This window comes from Mesorhizobium sp. BR115XR7A (genome assembly GCF_020165315.1).
GTDB classification, from domain to species: Bacteria; Pseudomonadota; Alphaproteobacteria; order Rhizobiales; family Rhizobiaceae; genus Mesorhizobium; species Mesorhizobium australicum.
In genome coordinates, this window is record NZ_JAIUHW010000003.1 from 489357 (window position 1) to 507937 (window position 18581).

Below are 18581 nucleotides of genomic sequence, written 5' to 3' on the forward strand. Positions count from 1 at the left end.
GTCACAGCATTTTTGTGGCCAGGCAGCGCCGCATGGCCGCTCCACCACACTGGCCGGGAGCGCCGCAAGGCCTGTCGCATCGCCGGCATTGGAAGGGGGTTCCAGGCTTGAGGACGATCAGGTGTTTCCTGTCGATGCCGGTGGCGTTGCCGTGCCTCGGGCTTGCGAATGCCGGCGCGGTGACGCTCGATCCCAGCGTCGCCGTCACCGATCCGGCCACGTTGCAGGCGCTGGAGCGCGGCGGCCTGTCGATCAGCCATTTGCTCGGTCCCACGCTCGGCCTCACCCGCGACGCCGACAATAGCAGCCAGTTTTCGGTGCCGGCGCTGGCCAGCGTGCGCGACACGGTCAAGCGCGAGATATCAGACGAGCCGAAGACCAGCGAAGGAAATTGGGCCGGTCCGGCGGTTCTATCAAACGCTGAACCGCCCTAGCCGCCTTCCAGGCTCCGCCAGAACTGGAGGACCGTTGCGGCGATCGCCTCCGGCGCGTCTTCCTGGACGAGATGCTTGGCGCCGGCGACTGTCTGAAACGTCGCACCGGGAATGCGCCGCGCCAGCTCCCGGCCGTCCTTTATCGGGATCCAATCGTCATTTTCGCCCCACAGGATGGTGACCGGACAGCGAATCTCGCCATATCGCCACTCCGCTTCCTCCGTGTACTTGTCGTCCACCTGCGCGACTTGCCTCCAGAACGCCTTCTGGCCCTCGTCGCCAAGCCATGGACGCAGATAGGCCTGCATCTCGTCTGTGCGCAACGAATTGTCCGTCGCGCCATCGATGTAGGCCCGCAAGATCGCTTCGTGGACATATGCGGGCAGCCCGGCAAAAACCTTCTCGTTCTGCCTGGCTGCCTGGACCAGCGGCGAACCTTGCGGGCTGATCGCCACTGGATCGATCAGCACCATCGAGCGGAACTCCAACCGTTGAGCAGATGACCGCGCAGAGCGGTCGATCCGCCGAAATCATGCGCGACCACGTCGGGCCGTTCCAGCTTCCAGTGGGCATAGAGCGCCGCGAACAGCTCTTTCTGCATGCCACGCGACACATCGCCGTCCGGCTTGTCCGACCAGCCATAGCCAAGCATGTCGAAATAGTGGACGCGTCGCTGCTTCGCCAGCCATGGCGCGATGCGGCGCCACTCGACCGAGGAGAATGGCGTGCCGTGGAGAACGACGGCGGGCGGTCCTTCCCCCATGACGCCCCAGGCAATCGAATGTCCCTGAAAGACAAAGCGTTCAGGCGGGCGCCACTCGATGGTCATCCGCATCGGTCCAGAACTGCTGCCGCTTACTCTTTCTGCTTGGCGCCGGCGCTCTTGCCGTCGGAGCTTTTCGAGCGTTCCTCGAAACGATCGGCGCCTTTCTTCAGCGGATGTCCCGTTTCGGCCTCGGTCTTGCGCTCGTCCCTGGCGGCCGCCTGTTCCAATCCTGTGGCTGCCTGCTTGCCTTTTGCGGTCGGTGCCTGCTCGATGCCCATTGCTTCCTCCCTGGCGCGCGATAGGCGCGCAATGAGAGGGGAACGCGCATAAGCGCCGGCAGTTCCAGCGGCTAACATGGTCGAAAACGCGGCAATGAAGCGCTTCAGCGCGCCGTCATCGCCTTGCGGAACGCTTCCAGCGTCTCGGCGCTGACATGGTGTTCGATGCCCTCGGCATCGATGCGCGCCGTCTCGGCGCTGACGCCGAGCGAGCGCAGAAAGGCCTCGACCGTCTGGTGGCGGATGCGGCTTTCCTCTGCGACCTTGCGGCCGGCAGCGGTCAGGAACACGCCGCGATAGGGCTTTCGCGACACCAGCCCGTCGGCGCATAGCCGCGTCAGCATCTTGGCCACCGTCGGCTGGGCGACGCCAAGACGCGCGGCGATGTCGACCTGGCGCGCCTCGTTGCCGTCCTCGATCAGGTCGGCGATCAGTTCGACATAATCCTCGACCAGCGCGCTGCGGCGCGCTTCGCGCGTCTGCCGGAACCCTTCCGAATGGACATCGGCATCGAGCAACGGCTCACGCGGGACCGGTCTGTTCTTCAGCGCCAATGCGCGCTCCTCCTCGGGAGTTTGCCGTCCCTGCTTTTATAGCACGGGCTCTGATTCTTCAGGCCGTTTATTTGCATTCCGAGAGAGGCGCAACCGGCGTCTCCGGGGGCGTCATCCTCGCACGCACAGCGCGACATGCTAAAAAGCACCGACAATGAAATATAGCCTATTGCATAATGTTGAGCCATGGCATACCTTGAGGGCATCCTCCGGAAGTCGCGGAAAGCCTTTTCATGTCAGAAGCAGACGTCACAACCTCCCGGTCCGCATGGCGGTTCGCCAGACGGGATGAAGACGATCAGCCCAGCCTGCGCGAGGTCAACTCCTCCATCGCGGTGCCGACATCAGGCGTCTGGTTCCGCCGCTTGTTCGCCTTCATGGGTCCCGGCTACATGGTCTCGGTCGGCTACATGGACCCGGGCAACTGGGCGACCGACCTCGCCGGCGGCGCGCAGTTCGGCTACACGCTTTTGTTCATCATCATGCTGTCCAACCTGATGGCGATCCTGCTGCAGGCGCTGGCCGCGCGCCTTGGCATCGCCACCGGCCGCGACCTCGCCCAGGCCTGCCGCGCCTACTATCCGCGCCCCGTCAATCTCGTGCTGTGGATCGCCTGCGAACTCGCCATCATCGCCTGCGACCTCGCCGAGGTGATCGGCACCGCGATCGCGCTGCAGCTTTTGTTCGGCATCCCGCTGATCGGCGGCGCCATGCTCACCGCGCTCGACGCTTTCCTGGTTCTGCTCCTGATGAACAAGGGGTTCCGCTATCTCGAAGCCTTCGTCGTCGCGCTTTTGGTCATCATCTTCAGCTGCTTTGCCATCCAGATCTTCGTTGCCGCCCCGCCGGCCGGCACGATCCTGCATTCAATGTTCGTGCCGTCCTCCGAAATCGTCACCAATCCGGCGATGCTCTACATCGCCATCGGCATCATCGGCGCAACGGTGATGCCGCACAATCTCTACCTGCATTCCTCGATCGTGCAGACCCGCGCCTATGAGCGCACGGAGGCCGGAAAACGCGATGCCATCAAATGGGCGACGACGGACTCCACCATCGCTTTGATGCTGGCGCTGTTCGTCAACGCCGCCATCCTGATCGTCGCGGCCGTCGCCTTCCACGAAACCGGCCACCAGGATGTCGCCGAGATCGACCAGGCTTTCAAGCTGCTGTCGCCGCTGCTTGGCCTCGGCATCGCCTCGATCCTGTTTGCCGTGGCACTGCTGGCGTCGGGCCTGAATTCGACGGTGACGGCGACGCTCGCCGGCCAGATCATCATGGAAGGTTTTCTGCGCCTGCGCATCCCCAACTGGGCGCGGCGCCTGCTGACGCGCGGCCTCGCCATCATCCCGGTGGTGGTCGTCACCGCTCTCTATGGCGAGAAGGGCACCGGCCAGCTGCTGGTCTTCAGCCAGGTGGTGTTGTCCATGCAGCTGCCTTTCGCGGTCGTCCCGCTGGTGCAGTTCGTGTCCGACAAGAAGAAGATGGGCAATCTCGCCATCCCGCGCGGCGTCGCCGCACTGGCCTGGGTGGTCGCGGCAATCATCCTGGTGCTCAATTTCAAGCTGCTCTACGACACCATGTTCGGGGTTGGCTGAAGTTCCGTTTAATCACGGGACAAACCGCCGGATCGCGCTATCTTCCCGATGCCATGAGCGACCTCGAAGACATCAGGACATTCTACGCGCGGCTGATGGCGGTCAACGCCGCCTCATCGGACCCGCGCCTGGAAGAGGTGTTCGCCAGCGTACCGCGCGAGGCCTTCCTCGGCCCCGGCCCATGGACGGTCATCACCGGCAACGGCACGGTCACCACGCCAAGCGCCGATCCGGCCCACATCTGCCAGAACGTTCTGGTGGCGCTCGATACCGACAAGGGCATCAACAATGGCGAGCCCTTCCTGCACGCCATGTGGATCGGAAAACTCGCGCCAAAGCCTGGTGAGGCCATCACGCATATCGGCGCCGGCAGCGGTTACTACACAGCTTTGCTGGCCAAACTGGTTTCGCCAAGCGGCACCGTCACCGCCTTTGAGATCGACGAAAACCTGGCCGGGCTGGCGCGCAAGAATCTCGAAACCTACGGCAATGCGACCATTGTCCATGGCGATGCCGTGACGTCGCCGCTGCCGCCGTCCGACATCATCTATGTCAATGCCGGTGTCGTCGCCCCTCCCGCCGGATGGCTGAAAGCGTTGCGCCCCGGCGGCCGCATGATCTTCCCCTGGCGTCCCGCCGAGCGCGTCCCGCTGGCGATGCTGGTGACCCGCACCGAAAAGGGCTTTGCCTGCGATCCGTTCATGCGTGCCTGGTTCATCCCATGCTTCGGCGCCTCGCTCGCGGATTTTGCGGCGAAGATCCCGACACGCGAGCAGGCCACGCGCAGCCGCTCGATCTGGCTGGTCGAGGACAGGCAGCCGGACCGCACCGCCACGGCGATCTTCGAGCATGTCTGGTTCTCGTCGAAAGCCGTGAGCGTCCGGGGCTGACCTATCGAGGGCGGACCAAATCTCGCGGCCTTTGTCGGGATGGGCGCGGTTGCTCCGTCCTTGGGTTGAAGTCCGGCCGCGATGGCGTGGCCGCAAGCAAGGGAGAGCACAATGAGAAAGATCATCGCCGCGACCTTCGTCAGCCTCGATGGCGTCATGCAGGCGCCGGGCGGGCCGGAAGAGGATCCGGTCGGCGGCTTCGAATTCGGCGGCTGGACATTCCACTACTTTGATGAGGTGGGAGGCGCGGCAATGGAGGAATTGTTCTCCAAACCCTTCGCCCTGCTGCTCGGCCGCAGAACCTACGACATCTTCGCCGCGTACTGGCCCTACCAGAAAGATCCGATCGCGGATGCCTTCAACCCCGCGACCAAGTATGTGGCGACGCATCGGCCGGATACTTTGACCTGGCAGAACACGCACGCGCTTGGGCCCAATATCATCACGGCTTTGCGTCGCCTCAAGCAGGAAGATGGACCTGACCTGCTCATCCAGGGATCTGGGAACCTCATTCAGACCTTGCTCGCCAACGGGCTGATCCACGAGATCCGGCTGATGATCTTCCCGCTGTTGCTGGGCAAGGGCAAGCGGCTGTTCGGCGATGCAGCGATGCCGGCCGCTTTCAAGCTTGTCAAATCGCAGACTTCGACCACCGGCGTCATCATCGCGACCTATGAGCGCGCGGGCGAAATCAAGGTCGGCTCCTTTGTCACGGGCGAGCCATCCCCGGCCGAACTCGAGCGGCGCAAGAACTGGAAGTAAATTCGGGCATCAAGCAGCCTGCGATCGCCGCGCCAGCCCATCGCGTATATGGCGTGCGAATTCCTGCGCCGCCGTGCTGACGCCATGCCTCGGCAGGTGCAGGTTGATGGCAAAATTCGGCAGCGGCGGCAGGCCGGTGTCGAACGGCAATATGTCGAGATCGGCTGGCACGGTGGCAGCGAGCCATGTGGTGACGGCGAGGTCGGAACGCACCGTCGCGGTCGTCGCGTCGATGTTGCCGTTCTCGAACACGCTGCGCCATTCCAGCCCATGCTCGTTGAGTGCCGCCAGCACCACCGGCCGGAAGGCGCAGGTGTCGGCAACGATCGAGACGGGCAATGGCCGCTTGGCGCGAGCCACCCCACCCCTTGCGCCGACCCAGACCAGCCGGTCGATTGCCAGGCATTCGCCCGAGGTCGGGCCTACCGGCTCCTCGATTACCGCAAGGTCGATGGTTCCGGCCGCGAGCGCCGCCGCCAGTTCCGGCGAGGACGCGCAGACCAGCGATATCTCGACCTGCGGATAGGCCTCGGCATAGGCCTTCAGGATGGGGGCCAGCAAAGTGCCGACAAGGTCGTAGGGAACGCCGAGACGCACCTGTCCGGCGACAGCGCTCCCCACCATCTCGGTCCAGATCTCGTCATTGAGGCTGAGCAGGCGCCTTGCCTTGTCGAACAGTCGCTCGCCGGAATGGGTCAGCCGCAGACCGCGCCGGTCGCGCTCGAACAGCCCGCAGCCGAGCGTTTCTTCCAGCCGCTTGACCTGCTGGCTGACCGCGCCCTGCGTCATATGCAGTGCGTTGGCCGCCGCCGTCATGCTGGCCTTGTCGGCGACGGTGACGAAGGTGCGCATGAGACTGGTATCGAGATTGCGGATCATGACCGGTATTATAAGTGCTAATGATGATCATCGCAAACATTGCATTTACTGATGTCAATCTCAGTCTACCATGAAGCCTCCGACAAAGGACGCTCCATGCTCCAGCCGATCCTGCCGCTCATCCTGTTTGCCTTCGTGGCTACCGCCACGCCGGGCATCGCCACGACATTGTCGACCGCTTCGGGTGCGCAGTTCGGCTTTCGCCGCTCGGTTCCCTTGATGGTCGGCAGTGCCGCCGGTCTCGCGACCGTGACAGGGGCGGCCGCCGCCGGGCTCGCCGGGCTGCTGCTTGCCATGCCGTCGCTGCAGCTTGCCATGAAGATCGCGGGCTCGCTCTACCTCGTCTGGCTGGCAATCAAGATCGGCCGCGCCGGCCCGCCCAATCTCGATGTCGCCATGGCCAAACCCAACAGTTTCCTGGGCGGCGCCGGCATCCAGTGGATGAATCCCAAGGGCTGGGCGATGGGGCTGGGCGCGGCGGCTTCGTTCGCCGCCCTCGCCGACGGACCCGGACAACTCGCACTGCTGCTCGGCTCGACCTTTGGCCTCACCGCTGCCATCTCGCTGTCCGTCTGGTGCATCGCCGGCATGGTGCTGGCCAGGCTGCTCAAAACCGAGTGGCAATGGCGCGCGCTCAACATCGTGCTGGCGCTGGTGCTCGCCGCCTCGATCATCCCGATGTGGCGGACGGCCTGACGGCCGGCCGCCACGTCAGCCTAAGCCGCGTAGCGCGGGGCCGGCTTGTCGGCGTGCAGGCTGCCATAGAAGGCCTGGCGGGCGCCTAGGAATGTGTCCAGCTTTCCCGTGTCGGCAAGCGCCGGCACGGTGACGGCCTCGCCCCTGGCCAGGCCGACAAGGGCAGCGTCGACCATATCGTCGGCGGTCATGACGATCTCCTTCGGCAGCTGGTCGATATCACCGCCGGAAAGCTCCCAGAAATCGGTCCGGGTCGCGCCCGGCAGCACCACCTGCACCGTCACTCCGGTGCCCGCGACCTCGCGATGCAGGGCTTCGGTGAAGTTGACGACATAGGCCTTGGTGCCGCTGTAGATGCCGCCGAACGAGGTGTCGAAGGCCAGGACCGAGGCGATGTTGACGATCCCGCCCCGGTTGCGCGCCAGGAGCCCAGGCAGCACGGCACGCGTCAGCCGGGTCAGAGCCACGACATTGACCTTGATCATGCGCTCGGCCGCGTCGGCATCGGCGGTTGCCACCACTGCCTGACCGCCAAGGCCGGCATTGTTGACCAGCAGCGTCACGGTTTCGTCGGCTGATATCGACTGCTCGACACGGCGCACATCGCCGTCGTCGGACAGATCGGCGCTGATCACGCTCACGTTGCGGCCGTGGTCATGGCGCAACTTCCCGGCCAGCGCCTGCAGCCGGTCGGCACGGCGCGCCACCAGCACCAGGTCGTAGCCCTGCCCCGCCAGTCGATCCGCATAGACGGCGCCGATCCCCGATGAAGCGCCGGTGACGACCGCCGTGCCCTTGTTGTCATTCTTGCTCATTGTCACGTTCCTTGTGTTCGCTGGCTCGGCCCCGGTGGATAAATATCGGCCGGCAAGGCTGCTATCCGAATTAGTGGTATATGCCACTTTCCGCGAAATAGGTATATGCCACCATCTTGTCAACGGCGGCGGCGAAAACTATTTCTGCGGCAGGCTGGCGCACCTGCCAGACAATTCCAGCAAGTGCCCAGCGGTTTTGCGTCCGGAATTGCGTGACAAGAGAGAGCATTGGAGGCGATGCGTTTCGCCGGAGATGCTCCACAAGGAGCGACCATGAGTGAAGCTGACGGATTTAGCCGTTGCAACAATGCCACCTTGCGGCGCACCGCACGCAGGCTCGGCCGGTTCTACGACGACGCGCTGGCGCCTTCCGGCCTGAAGGGCACGCAGTTCGGCCTGCTGTTCCAGATCAGTGTCGGCAGCGAGCCGGCGATGGGAGCCATTGCCGAGGCGCTGATCATGGATCTGTCGGCGCTCGGCCACACGCTGAAGCCCCTGGTCCGCGACGGCTATGTCGAAACCTTCCCCGACAAGGACGATCGCCGCGTCAAGCGCGTACGGCTGACGTCATCAGGACAGGCCAAGCTCGACGAGGCGATCAAGCTATGGAGCGTCGCCCAGCGGCAGTTCGAGGCCATGATCGGCGCGGAGCAGGCCGCGAAACTGCGGGCCACACTCGATGAAGTGGCTGCGTTGAAGCTGAAATTGCCCGCGGCCACTCCTTCCAGCTGAAGAAGCGGCCGCGAAAAAACAAGGATGCAAGCCTCGGAGCCGGCCTTATTCCGCCGGCATGGTGACGGCCCGGGCAAACACCCGCCCCGCCAGCACAATGCCGAGCCCGACGATCGGAAACACCGCCGCGACCAGACCGAGATCGGCGGGCGCGCCGTAGCGCAGCACGCCACCACCGACCACCGCGCCCACCGCCACGCCGAGATAGAGCGCCGAACCATTGAGCGACAGCACGATCGGGGCGGCGTCCGGCGCCAACTTGATGATGCGGCTGGCCTGCGCCGGCGGGAACGCCCAGCCGACGATGCCCCACGGCACCATCATCGCCATCAGCGCCGGTCCGGCAATGTGCTGCGGTAGGAAGGTCGGGATGACCGACAGCATGATCAGCATGGCGGCACTCAACGCCAGCGACCAGCCGACGGTGCGCGTGGCGCCGAAACGGTCGGCCGCTTGGCCGCCGGCAATGTTGCCGATGACGGCGCCGACGCCGAAGGCGAGCAGCATGCCGGGCAGCGCGATCTCGCTCAGCCCGCCGCCCTCGATGGCAAGCGGCGCGACATAGGCAAAGACGGTGAAGGCACCGACCAGCGCCAGCAATGTCGTCACCAGGATCGGCATCACGCCGGGACGCATGGCGGCCGCCAGCCGGCGCTTCAGCGGCAGCCTGGTCCCGATGATGCCGCGCGGCAGGCGGTACCACAGGATGGCGCCGGACAGCGCGCCAAGGCCGGCAATGGCATAGAAGGTGCCACGCCAGCCGGCGATGGCCGCGACGAGCGCGCCAAGCGGTGCACCGACAGCGACGGCCACCGTGGTGCCGCCGACGACGACGGCGATGGCACGGGCGCGGTGATGGTCATCCACCAGCGCCACCGCCGTGCCTTGCGCGGTCGCCGCGAACAGGCCCGACGACAGCGCCATGATGATGCGTGCGACGAGCAGCACTTCGAAGGATGAGCTCAAGGCGGCGACGACATTGCCGACGACGAAGAACACCAGCGTCCACAGGATCACGCGGCGCCGGTCCCATTCGCCGGTCAGCGTCGCCAGGATCGGCGTGCCCACGGCATAGGCGAGCGCGAAAGCGGTGATCAGCGAGCCGGCGAGCGGCACCGAGATGTCGGCATCCCTGGCGATATCGGGCAGGAGGCTGGAGATGACGAAGCCTTCGGTCGAGATCGCAAACGATCCGAGCGCAAGCCAGAAAATTCTCTTGTCCATGGGAAAGCGTCCTTAGTTCAAAAGTTATTGAACAATTGGACATAAAAGAGCATCATGTCAATGAAGCCAGGCAAAAATAGCATAACCATGCTGACAGCCCTGTGTCAGGACGGCCATGAAGTGGAGAAACAGTGTGTATGGACCGGGCAGGATCGACGCGTTGAAATCGGCCCGAACTGTGCTTAGGTTCCAGCCATGACCTTGCCACACCCCAATACGGACCAGATCAGCCTGCCCATTGTGCTCGGCGTGCTCGGCGACCCGACGCGGCTTGCGATCGTGCGCTATCTCGCCAGCAAGGAAGGCGTGCCGCTGAACTGCAGCCGCTTCCTCGATCTCGGCTCCAAGACCAATCTGAGCTACCACCTCGCCAAGCTGCGTGAGGCCGGTGTCACCCGCGCCGAAGTGGTCGGCACCAACCGCATGATCACGCTGCGCCGCGCCGATCTCGACGCCCGCTTCCCCGGCCTGCTCGACAGCGTCATCGCCGCGGCCGCGGGCGACGCCGCCCTGCCGGCCGTCGGCGGCCACGACATCGAAGTGTCGGCCTGACGCATTTCCTTTCCCTCGCGAAGCGGGAGGAACTCATGTCCCTGTCAGGGTCGCCCTTTCGACCAGTCCTTCGCCAGCCTGTGGAGCCCCCTCGAAAATGCGCTTAGCCCGCGACGGCATCATCACCTTGGGCGGCGCCGGCCAGCCGGATCGCTTCGAGACGATCGCCGTCGAGTACACCACGAGGCGGCGGGCCGGTCCGCCGTCATGATTACCTCAATTTCCGGCTTACATGGCGGCGCGTCGTCCCTTATAAAACCGGCCGGACATGCGGCAAGATGGCCGCGGCATGGAATTTCGAGTATCGGCGCACGGCCAGATGATGAGGCGCACAGTTACGCTCCGAACAGGTTTGCATGCGCTGGTTGCGGTTCCGCTGCTGATGGTGGCGTGGCTGGCTGTTGTCCCGGCCCATGCGGAAGAAGGTCCCTTTATCTCCGTTGTCACCGGGCTCGCCCCCGACGACCTGCTCAATGTGCGCGCCAAGCCGTCGGCGATCGGCAAGACCGAGGCCCGCCTGGCGGCCGGTGCGAGCGTACGGAACCTCGGCTGCAACGACATTGACGGTCATCCCTGGTGCAAGATCGAGTCTGACAATCCCAAAGCCACCGGCTGGGCTCCCGCGCGCTACCTCATTCCCGTCAATCCGGCGACCGTGCCCGACGAGGCCGCGGATACGCCCGCCATGGCCACCGACGCCGCCGCGACGCCCGATGCACCCGACCTGACCGCTCGGCTGGGTGATGCGAACCAACCCGCCAGCCCCGAAGCCCCGCCGAAATCCGCGGCGGAGATCGCCATGCAGGATGCCTATGGCCTGGCGCTGGCTGCGGCTGAAAACGGACCCGCGGCCGAAGAGCCAACCGGGGCCACGGCGGCCGTCGATGGCGCCCTGCGAATTCCCTGCGCCCGCTACGTTGGACAGCCCATGGCGCCTTGCGCGGCGAGCGTGACGCACAAGGGCACGGACAAGGCCGACGTGACCGTGACCTGGCCCGATGGCGGCAGCCGCGTCATCTCCTTCACTGCCGGCCTGCCGGCAAGCTCGGACGCCGGCAGCGACTTCCGCTTCACCCGGGAAGGCAAACTCAACATGATCCGCATCGGCGTGTCGGAGCGGTTCGAGATCACGGACACGGTGGTGCTGGGGGATTAGGCACGCTCAAGGGGGTCGGCGCGAGGGAATGAGGCGCTTGTTTGCTTAGCACGCCTACCCGCATTTTCGGGGTTACATCGGGCAAAACTCTTCCCTATAAGGCCCTCCTAGCCTGATACCAGAATCGCGAGCACAACCGGCCGGGTCTTCCCGTCCCGGTTTTTTGTGCAAGCCCGCTGCCGAACGGAATTCATAGACATGCCCAGACGCACCGACATCAAGTCGATCCTGATCATCGGGGCCGGCCCCATCGTCATCGGCCAAGCCTGCGAATTCGACTATTCCGGCACCCAGGCCTGCAAGGCGCTGAAGGAAGAGGGCTTTCGCGTCATCCTGGTCAATTCCAACCCGGCCACCATCATGACCGACCCGGAACTGGCCGACGCCACCTATATCGAGCCGATCACCCCAGAAGTGGTCGCCAAGATCATCGCCAAGGAGCGGCCCGACGCGCTGCTGCCGACCATGGGCGGCCAGACCGCGCTCAACACCGCTTTGTCGCTGCGCCGCATGGGGGTGCTCGAGCGCTACAATGTCGAGATGATCGGCGCCGACGCGCATGCCATCGACAAGGCCGAGGACCGCGCGCTGTTTCGCGAGGCGATGAAGACGATCGGGTTGGAAACGCCGAAGTCGATGCTGGCCAACGCCACCGACGTCAAGAACGCCGACCGCAAGACGCATGAGGCCGAGCGCGCCGCGCTGAAGGCCGAGAAGCCGGACAATCTCGACGCCGAACTCGACGCGCTGGAAACCCGCTGGAACCTCGGCGAAGGCGACCGCAAGCAGCGCTATATCAGCCACGGCATGGCGATCGCCGCCCAGGCGCTCGACCATGTCGGTCTGCCGGCCATCATCCGCCCGTCCTTCACCATGGGCGGCACCGGCGGTGGCATCGCCTACAACAGGGCCGAATTCTACGACATCGTCCAGTCCGGCCTCGACGCCTCGCCGACCACCGAAGTGCTGATCGAGGAGAGCGTGCTCGGCTGGAAGGAGTATGAGATGGAGGTCGTCCGCGACAGAGCGGACAATTGCATCATCGTCTGCTCGATCGAGAACATCGACCCGATGGGCGTGCATACGGGCGACAGCATCACCGTCGCCCCGGCGCTGACCTTGACCGACAAGGAATACCAGATGATGCGCAACGCCTCGATCGCGGTGCTGCGCGAGATCGGCGTCGAGACCGGCGGCTCCAACGTGCAGTTCGCCGTCAACCCGGCCGATGGCCGTCTCGTCGTCATCGAGATGAACCCGCGCGTCTCGCGCTCGTCCGCGCTCGCCTCCAAGGCGACCGGCTTCCCGATCGCCAAGATCGCCGCCAAGCTTGCCGTCGGCTACACGCTGGACGAGCTGGAGAACGACATCACCGGCGGCGCCACGCCCGCCTCGTTCGAGCCGAGCATCGACTATGTCGTGACCAAGATCCCGCGCTTTGCGTTTGAAAAGTTCCCCGGCGCCGAGCCGGTGCTGACCACGGCCATGAAGTCGGTCGGCGAAGTCATGGCCATCGGCCGCACCTTCCAGGAGTCTTTGCAGAAGGCGCTGCGCGGTCTCGAGACCGGCCTCACCGGCCTCGACGAGATCGAGATCCCCGGCCTTGGCGCTACCAACAGCGCCGACGACCGCAACGCCATCCGCGCCGCCTTGGGCACGCCGACGCCCGACCGGCTGCGCATGGTGGCGCAGGCGATCCGCATGGGCACCTCTCTGGAAGACGTGCACGCCATGTGCAAGATCGACCCGTGGTTTCTCGAACAGATCGCCGGTATCGTCGCCATGGAAGCCCGCATCCGCGAGCACGGCATTCCAGGCGACGCCGTCAATCTGCGCATGCTGAAGGCGATGGGCTTCTCCGACGCCCGCCTCGCCTCGCTGACGAAGACCGACGCCGAAGTCGTTCAGAAGATTCGTGAAAAGCTCGACGTTCATCCGGTTTACAAGCGCATCGACACCTGCGCCGCCGAGTTCGCCTCGCCCACCGCCTACATGTACTCGACCTATGAAGTGCCCTTCGCCGGCGCGCTCGCCAATGAGGCGCAGGTCTCGGCGCGCAAGAAGGTCGTCATCCTTGGCGGCGGCCCGAACCGCATCGGCCAGGGCATCGAGTTCGACTATTGCTGCTGCCACGCCGCGTTCGCGCTGCGCGACGCCGGCTATGAAGCAATCATGATCAACTGCAACCCCGAAACCGTGTCGACCGACTACGACACCTCGGACCGGCTCTATTTCGAGCCGCTGACGGCGGAGGACGTGCTGGAGATCCTGCGCGCCGAGCAGGCGTCGGGCGAGCTGGTCGGCGTCATCGTCCAGTTCGGCGGCCAGACGCCGCTGAAGCTGGCCGACGCGCTGGAGAAGGCAGGCATTCCGATCCTCGGCACCTCGCCCGACATGATCGATCTGGCCGAGGACCGCGACCGCTTCCAGAAGCTGCTGCACAAGCTCAACCTCAGCCAGCCGAAGAACGGCATCGCCTATTCGGTCGAGCAGGCCCGCCTCGTCGCCGGCGAGCTCGGCTTCCCGCTGGTGGTGCGCCCCTCCTATGTGCTCGGCGGCCGCGCCATGCAGATCATCCATGACGAGGGCATGCTGCAGTCCTATTTGCTCGACACCGTGCCCGGCCTGGTGCCGGAGGACATCAAGCAGAAATACCCCAACGACAAGACCGGCCAGATCAACACGCTGCTGGGCAAGAACCCGCTGCTGTTCGACACCTACCTCTCCGGCGCCATTGAGGTCGATGTCGACTGCCTCTGCGACGGCAAGGCGACCTTCGTGTCGGGCATTCTCGAACACATCGAGGAAGCCGGCATCCATTCGGGCGACAGTGCCTGCTCGCTGCCGGTTCACTCGCTGCCCTCCGAATTGGTCGACGAGCTGGAACGCCAGACGGCGGCTCTTGCCCGCGCGCTCAATGTCGGCGGGCTGATGAACGTGCAATACGCGATCAAGGACGGCACGGTCTATGTGCTGGAGGTCAACCCGCGCGCGTCGCGCACCGTCCCCTTCGTCGCCAAGACCATCGGCCGTCCGATCGCCAAAATCGCCGCCCGCATCATGGCCGGCGAGACGCTGGAAGACGCCTTCGCCCATTACGGCGCCATGCCCGATCCCAGGAACCCCGGCCACATCGCGGTCAAGGAAGCCGTCTTCCCCTTCGCCCGCTTCCCCGGCGTCGACATCCTGCTTGGCCCGGAAATGCGCTCCACGGGCGAGGTCATGGGCCTCGACCGCGACTTCGCGCTGGCCTTCGCCAAGAGCCAGCTCGGCGCCGGCGTCGACCTGCCCCGCTCCGGCACGTTGTTCGTCTCGGTCCGCGACGAGGACAAGAAAGGCATCCTGCCGGCGGTCAAGCGCCTCGCCGGCCTCGGCTTCAAGGTGCTGGCGACCTCAGGCACGCAACGCTTCCTCGCCGAAAACGGGGTCGACGCCCAGAAGATCAACAAGGTCCTGGAGGGCCGCCCCCACATCGAGGACGCCATCCGCAACCGCCAGGTGCAGATCGTCTTCAACACGACCGACGGCCAGAAGGCGGTGTCGGACTCCAAATCGCTGCGCCGGGCAACGCTGATGCAGAAGGTGCCGTATTACACGACGCTGTCAGGGGCGGCTGCAGTGGCCGAGGCGATCGCGGCGCTGAAGGCGGGGAACCTGGAAGTCAGGCCGCTGCAGGAGTATTTTGCCTAGGGCACTTGTTGCTATTGATTCGACTAGGCTTGAATATCCCTGCATTTGATATCCGCTAGGGCAAAGGACCTTGAAGGGCAAACGCCAAAAGCGATTCTGACCCGTCTCGTAGGAGAACATCGTGCCCGTTTCTGTCGTAGTTGGTGGTCAATTTGGCTCCGAAGGCAAAGGCAAGGTCGCCTTGGAGTTTGCCCGCGCTACAGGTGCTTCGGCTGTTGTAAGAGTTGGCGGCACGAATTCCGGCCATACCGGCATCGCGGATAACGGTACAAAGTGGATACTTAGACAGATACCAGCGTCTGCATTGTGGTCGAATGCGCTCATCGTTCTCCCACCAGGGAGCTTGATTGACCCAGAAATACTCGAAAGAGAAGTAGGCGCACTGAGCATTTCTCCTGAGAGACTCGTTATTGACGCCCGCGCATCTGTCATAACAGCTGACCATAAGAGAGATGAGGAACAAGGGGGGCTAGTCGGCCAGATAGGATCAACCGCGTCAGGAACAGGCGCGGCCCTTCGCGACCGACTGGCAAGGCGGGCCGCCCATCAACTGGCAGGCGAACACCCCTACTTGAAACGTTTTTCCGTCGAATCAACAGCAAGCATTCTTAGGAGGATGCTGCAGGAGAGAAAAAGAGTTGTAGTGGAAGGCACCCAAGGGTTTGGGCTGTCCCTGTGGCATAGCTCCTATTTCCCTTACTCAACGAGTAGAGATACTACAGCATCTGCATTTTTATCTGAGAGTGGCCTGAGTCCAATTGATGTAGACCAGGTAATACTCGTTATTCGTACATTTCCCATTCGGGTGGGTGGAAACTCCGGGCCACTACGAGACGAAATTAACTGGCAAATAGTTGCCGATGAGGCCAAGCTTCCAAAAGGCTTCGAAGAGCGCACTTCCGCCACAAATCGTGTACGCAGAGTTGGACGATTTGACGCAACACTCGTGCGTAGCGCTATAGAGGTAAACAACCCGACACACATAGTTCTCAATCATTTAGACTACATTGAAAAAAACCCTGGCCATCTGGCTAAAGAATTTGTTGAGAGCGTCGAACTTAGCATTGGTCGCCGTGTAGACTACCTAGGTTTCGATGCGACGAAGATCATAAGAAACCCAAATGAAATTGACACTGTGAGGTTAGCTAGTGCGTGTTGACCTTGATATCTTTCAAAAGACCATAAGAGAATTTTCTTCGGGAATGCTCCCCTATCCGGCGGATCGATATGCCATCCTTGCGGATCGCGATCCTTATGAAGATATCCCGGCTGCACTGCTTCATTCGGGGCATATCGCCAGCTACGCAATTACAACTGGAATGATAGAACCCTTTGACATCGAAGACCTAAAAAAGCCAGCTTCGCTGCTCGTCGCACTTGAAGGACCTGTCCGATACCGTGACGACGACGGTAAGGTGAAAAGATTTTATCTCTCCAAGGATCCGAGTAAGTACAGCGACGGCCACGAGGTAAAAGATGAGGTAACAATAAAACCAAATTCTCTCTATTACTTAACCCTCAAACCAGAATTTCGTATGCCAAACTATATTGCTGGAAGATTTAACTTGATGATACGCGATGTTTATCGCGGATTCCTTGTAGGAACTGGCCCATTAGTTGACCCAGGATTTCAGGGGCGACTTTCTATACCTCTTCACAATCTTACAAATAGTGAATATACAATTAGGGCAGATGAAGGATTTGTCTATTTCGAATTCACCAAGCTAAGCTGGAAGAACCCGCCAAGCCAAGACCCTCTTCCCGCTTGGATTAAAAAACCCGTTCACGTTCAGCCGCCTTTCCCATCCTCGAAAAATAAACGGAAGACCCTCGACAATTATCTCGACGAAGCTACATCCAATGGACCAGCTCAAAGCTCTATAGGTCCGGTACTTAGCGATGCAAAAAAACATGTGGAACTTTCTAAGACGCTATTAGACATATACACTATTGGAGGGGCTATCGGCGTATTAGTGCTTTTATTGACGGCTTGGTCACTATACGCCGGAGTCCAGTCTTTCACACTTGCCGCGCAAACAAGCATTCAAAGTGATATCCGGCAGGCTCAAGACCGGATATTGGCGTTGGAGATCGAGTTACGAGAGGCAAAAGGGAAGATAGACCAGAGAGACGCGCCTACCGCCGAACCCATTCCTCCGACTAACTCAAAACAACCAACTAAGTAGATAAACAAATCTGTCAGGCGCGATAGAAAGTAGTATCTAACGGTTTTGCAGAATCTAAAATTTTAAAGAACAAATGGCATAATCGTGAGTGGGAGAAAACGCTCACGCCACCGCCACACACTCAATCTCGATATCAAACTCCATCGGCCACGAAGCCACCGGCACGAAACTCCGCGCCGGCGGGTTCACGCTGAAATACCGGGCATACACCCTGTTTATCGCGTTGTAGAAGCCGGAATTGACGGCGTAGATGCGCACCATCACGACGTTTTCCAGCGAGGTGCCGGCCGCTTCCAGGCAGTGTTTCAGCGCCTTCAGCGAGGCCTCGGTCTGGACCTCGATGTCGCCGCGCACCATCTCGCCGGATGTCCACCGGCGGCGTCGCCGAGATGAACACGAAGCCGTTGGCCCGCACCGCCGTCGAACAGGGCAGGCCGAGCGCCCGCACCTTGTCCGACATGACGGGCACTTCGATGACTTCTTTTTTCATGGTGTGCTCCCTGGGTGGCAGGGAGCTTAGCGGGCTGCCGGGCGAACGCCAGCGGCGGGATATGGTCCAGGCGTCACTCCTGCCCAAGCTAATCGCATAGGGCGCTCCCCTCTCCGTCCGCTACGCGGCCACCTCTCCCCCGCTTTGCGGGGGCGAGGAACCCAGGCTTTTCAAGGATCGCGACATCAGCGGCTGGCGCTCCTCGCCCCCATGAAATGGGGGAGAGGTGGCCGCGTAGCGGACGGAGAGGGGGCTAGCGCCGCCCTATGCGATTGCCCTCACCCCTGCCCCGCATAGGGCGTGCCGTCCTTGTGCAGGAAACGCCCGTCCGAACTCGGGCTCATCATGTCGATGTCGGAACAGGTGATGACATCGTCTGGATTGCGCGAGCCGACTTCCAGGTAGCGCGCCGTGACCGGCGAGCGATTGATCATGTGGTGGCCATTGCCGCTGTTCTTGGCGAAGGCAGCACTATCGCCGGCCTTGAGCAGCGTCTCGCCGCCATCCTCCACCAGCACCAGTTCGCCTTCCAAGACATAGACGAGTTCGTCCTCGTGGCTGTGCCAGTAGCGCTGGCTCGACCAGCCGCCGGGCGGCAGCGTCATCAGATTGACGCCGAAATCGGTAAGCCCGCCGGCATCGCCGAGGCGCCGGCGCGTACGGTCGGCGCAAGGGGCGTCGAAGGATGCGGGGTAGCCCGAGCCCTTGCGCACGGGCACGGATGCGAGGTCGATCTTGGGCATGGGGTGCTCCCGAGGTGAGGCGGCAGTGTAGCGCATGGCCGGTGAAGGCACAGGGCCAAGTTGCGCGTTTTGCCTGGGCGTACCGACGTAGCGCCCTACGGCGCCCCCCTCTGTCCTGCCGGACATCTCCCCCACG

19 protein-coding genes and 1 pseudogene are annotated in these 18581 nt (G+C 62.9%); 11 read left to right on the forward strand and 9 right to left on the reverse strand.

The genetic code is table 11. The features are described 5' to 3' along the window. Positions 1-32: 32 nt before the first annotated feature. Positions 33-434, forward strand: a complete 402-nt coding sequence (locus LB557_RS09370) for a hypothetical protein (protein ID WP_224592661.1) — start codon at positions 33-35, stop codon at positions 432-434. Here LB557_RS09370 and LB557_RS31585 read toward each other — a convergent pair. The 4 genes from LB557_RS31585 to mntR all read right to left on the reverse strand — a co-directional run bounded on the left by LB557_RS31585 (position 431) and on the right by mntR (position 2032). Continuing rightward, on the reverse strand, positions 431-907 hold the full coding sequence (locus LB557_RS31585) for an alpha/beta fold hydrolase (RefSeq protein ID WP_263496722.1): 477 nt from the start codon (positions 905-907) through the stop codon (positions 431-433). The genes LB557_RS09370 and LB557_RS31585 overlap by 4 nt on opposite strands. Continuing rightward, positions 898-1263, reverse strand: coding sequence for an alpha/beta fold hydrolase (locus tag LB557_RS31590; RefSeq protein WP_263489240.1), 366 nt, complete (start codon positions 1261-1263; stop codon positions 898-900). Before LB557_RS31590 ends, LB557_RS31585 begins: the two co-directional genes overlap by 10 nt. A 26-nt stretch (positions 1264-1289) precedes the next feature. After that, positions 1290-1478 carry a hypothetical protein gene (locus LB557_RS09380; RefSeq protein ID WP_015316201.1) on the reverse strand — a complete coding sequence of 63 codons (189 nt, stop codon included), beginning with the start codon at positions 1476-1478 and terminating at the stop codon, positions 1290-1292. Positions 1479-1582: 104 nt separating this feature from the next. Then, the gene (mntR, locus tag LB557_RS09385) at positions 1583-2032 is read right to left on the reverse strand and encodes a manganese-binding transcriptional regulator MntR (RefSeq protein WP_224643836.1); all 450 of its coding nucleotides are present in this window, start codon (positions 2030-2032) and stop codon (positions 1583-1585) included. A gap of 233 nt (positions 2033-2265) precedes the next feature. Here mntR and LB557_RS09390 point away from each other — a divergent pair, with 233 nt between their 5' ends. From LB557_RS09390 to LB557_RS09400, 3 genes are all read left to right on the forward strand, one after another. Then, complete coding sequence (locus LB557_RS09390; RefSeq protein WP_015316199.1) at positions 2266-3630, forward strand: Nramp family divalent metal transporter; 1365 nt, start codon at positions 2266-2268, stop codon at positions 3628-3630. Between the two features lie 53 nt (positions 3631-3683). Beyond that, entirely contained in the window at positions 3684-4520 is an 837-nt protein-coding gene (locus LB557_RS09395) for a protein-L-isoaspartate O-methyltransferase family protein (protein WP_224643835.1), read from the forward strand. 111 nt (positions 4521-4631) lie between these two features. Continuing rightward, complete coding sequence (locus LB557_RS09400) at positions 4632-5282, forward strand: dihydrofolate reductase family protein (protein WP_224713055.1); 651 nt, start codon at positions 4632-4634, stop codon at positions 5280-5282. Between the two features lie 9 nt (positions 5283-5291). Here the strand turns inward: LB557_RS09400 and LB557_RS09405 are convergent, their stop codons facing one another. Then, the gene (locus LB557_RS09405) at positions 5292-6161 is read right to left on the reverse strand and encodes a LysR substrate-binding domain-containing protein (RefSeq protein ID WP_224643933.1); all 870 of its coding nucleotides are present in this window, start codon (positions 6159-6161) and stop codon (positions 5292-5294) included. A gap of 96 nt (positions 6162-6257) precedes the next feature. Here LB557_RS09405 and LB557_RS09410 point away from each other — a divergent pair, with 96 nt between their 5' ends. Then, entirely contained in the window at positions 6258-6857 is a 600-nt protein-coding gene (locus tag LB557_RS09410) for a LysE family translocator (RefSeq protein WP_224643932.1), read from the forward strand. 20 nt (positions 6858-6877) lie between these two features. On the opposite strand, the gene LB557_RS09415 is transcribed toward LB557_RS09410, so the two are convergent. Further along, positions 6878-7672, reverse strand: a complete 795-nt coding sequence (locus tag LB557_RS09415) for an SDR family NAD(P)-dependent oxidoreductase (protein ID WP_140665010.1) — start codon at positions 7670-7672, stop codon at positions 6878-6880. Positions 7673-7945: 273 nt separating this feature from the next. Here LB557_RS09415 and LB557_RS09420 point away from each other — a divergent pair, with 273 nt between their 5' ends. Next, positions 7946-8404 (forward strand): MarR family winged helix-turn-helix transcriptional regulator, encoded by a 459-nt coding sequence (locus tag LB557_RS09420; RefSeq protein ID WP_224643931.1) that lies wholly within the window; start codon positions 7946-7948, stop codon positions 8402-8404. Positions 8405-8449: 45 nt separating this feature from the next. Here LB557_RS09420 and LB557_RS09425 read toward each other — a convergent pair whose 3' ends face one another. Next, entirely contained in the window at positions 8450-9628 is a 1179-nt protein-coding gene (locus LB557_RS09425; RefSeq protein ID WP_224643930.1) for an MFS transporter, read from the reverse strand. Between the two features lie 195 nt (positions 9629-9823). Here LB557_RS09425 and LB557_RS09430 point away from each other — a divergent pair, with 195 nt between their 5' ends. The 5 genes from LB557_RS09430 (at position 9824) to LB557_RS09450 (ending at position 17212) form a co-directional block, all read left to right on the forward strand. Continuing rightward, positions 9824-10180: an ArsR/SmtB family transcription factor gene (locus tag LB557_RS09430; protein ID WP_015316191.1), complete on the forward strand. Its 357-nt coding sequence runs from the start codon at positions 9824-9826 to the stop codon at positions 10178-10180. 289 nt (positions 10181-10469) lie between these two features. Further along, positions 10470-11336 (forward strand): SH3 domain-containing protein, encoded by an 867-nt coding sequence (locus LB557_RS09435; protein ID WP_224643929.1) that lies wholly within the window; start codon positions 10470-10472, stop codon positions 11334-11336. 198 nt (positions 11337-11534) lie between these two features. Next, positions 11535-15026 (forward strand): carbamoyl-phosphate synthase large subunit, encoded by a 3492-nt coding sequence (gene carB, locus LB557_RS09440; RefSeq protein ID WP_224643928.1) that lies wholly within the window; start codon positions 11535-11537, stop codon positions 15024-15026. Between the two features lie 121 nt (positions 15027-15147). Then, complete coding sequence (locus LB557_RS09445; RefSeq protein ID WP_224643927.1) at positions 15148-16185, forward strand: adenylosuccinate synthetase; 1038 nt, start codon at positions 15148-15150, stop codon at positions 16183-16185. Next, positions 16175-17212: a hypothetical protein gene (locus tag LB557_RS09450; RefSeq protein WP_224643926.1), complete on the forward strand. Its 1038-nt coding sequence runs from the start codon at positions 16175-16177 to the stop codon at positions 17210-17212. The genes LB557_RS09445 and LB557_RS09450 overlap by 11 nt, the downstream gene beginning before the upstream one ends. Positions 17213-17314: 102 nt before the next feature. Here the strand turns inward: LB557_RS09450 and LB557_RS09455 are convergent. Next, a pseudogene (locus LB557_RS09455) lies at positions 17315-17702 on the reverse strand (RidA family protein). A 278-nt stretch (positions 17703-17980) separates the two neighbouring features. Continuing rightward, positions 17981-18445: a cupin domain-containing protein gene (locus LB557_RS09460; RefSeq protein ID WP_224643924.1), complete on the reverse strand. Its 465-nt coding sequence runs from the start codon at positions 18443-18445 to the stop codon at positions 17981-17983. Positions 18446-18581: the final 136 nt, after the last annotated feature.

Excerpts from the sequence above, each read along its gene's own strand:
- LB557_RS09395 (WP_224643835.1), top strand. The coding sequence starts at position 3,684 with ATGAGCGACCTCGAAGACATCAGGACATTCTACGCGCGGCTGATGGCG.
- LB557_RS09415 (WP_140665010.1), bottom strand. The coding sequence starts at position 7,672 with ATGAGCAAGAATGACAACAAGGGCACGGCGGTCGTCACCGGCGCTTCA.
- LB557_RS09390 (WP_015316199.1), top strand. The coding sequence starts at position 2,266 with ATGTCAGAAGCAGACGTCACAACCTCCCGGTCCGCATGGCGGTTCGCC.
- LB557_RS09370 (WP_224592661.1), top strand. The coding sequence starts at position 33 with ATGGCCGCTCCACCACACTGGCCGGGAGCGCCGCAAGGCCTGTCGCAT.
- LB557_RS09380 (WP_015316201.1), bottom strand. The coding sequence starts at position 1,478 with ATGGGCATCGAGCAGGCACCGACCGCAAAAGGCAAGCAGGCAGCCACA.
- LB557_RS09405 (WP_224643933.1), bottom strand. The coding sequence starts at position 6,161 with ATGATCCGCAATCTCGATACCAGTCTCATGCGCACCTTCGTCACCGTC.
- LB557_RS09420 (WP_224643931.1), top strand. The coding sequence starts at position 7,946 with ATGAGTGAAGCTGACGGATTTAGCCGTTGCAACAATGCCACCTTGCGG.
- LB557_RS31590 (WP_263489240.1), bottom strand. The coding sequence starts at position 1,263 with ATGACCATCGAGTGGCGCCCGCCTGAACGCTTTGTCTTTCAGGGACAT.
- LB557_RS09460 (WP_224643924.1), bottom strand. The coding sequence starts at position 18,445 with ATGCCCAAGATCGACCTCGCATCCGTGCCCGTGCGCAAGGGCTCGGGC.
- LB557_RS09430 (WP_015316191.1), top strand. The coding sequence starts at position 9,824 with ATGACCTTGCCACACCCCAATACGGACCAGATCAGCCTGCCCATTGTG.
- carB (WP_224643928.1), top strand. The coding sequence starts at position 11,535 with ATGCCCAGACGCACCGACATCAAGTCGATCCTGATCATCGGGGCCGGC.
- LB557_RS09410 (WP_224643932.1), top strand. The coding sequence starts at position 6,258 with ATGCTCCAGCCGATCCTGCCGCTCATCCTGTTTGCCTTCGTGGCTACC.
- LB557_RS31585 (WP_263496722.1), bottom strand. The coding sequence starts at position 907 with ATGGTGCTGATCGATCCAGTGGCGATCAGCCCGCAAGGTTCGCCGCTG.
- LB557_RS09400 (WP_224713055.1), top strand. The coding sequence starts at position 4,632 with ATGAGAAAGATCATCGCCGCGACCTTCGTCAGCCTCGATGGCGTCATG.
- LB557_RS09435 (WP_224643929.1), top strand. The coding sequence starts at position 10,470 with ATGGAATTTCGAGTATCGGCGCACGGCCAGATGATGAGGCGCACAGTT.
- LB557_RS09425 (WP_224643930.1), bottom strand. The coding sequence starts at position 9,628 with ATGGACAAGAGAATTTTCTGGCTTGCGCTCGGATCGTTTGCGATCTCG.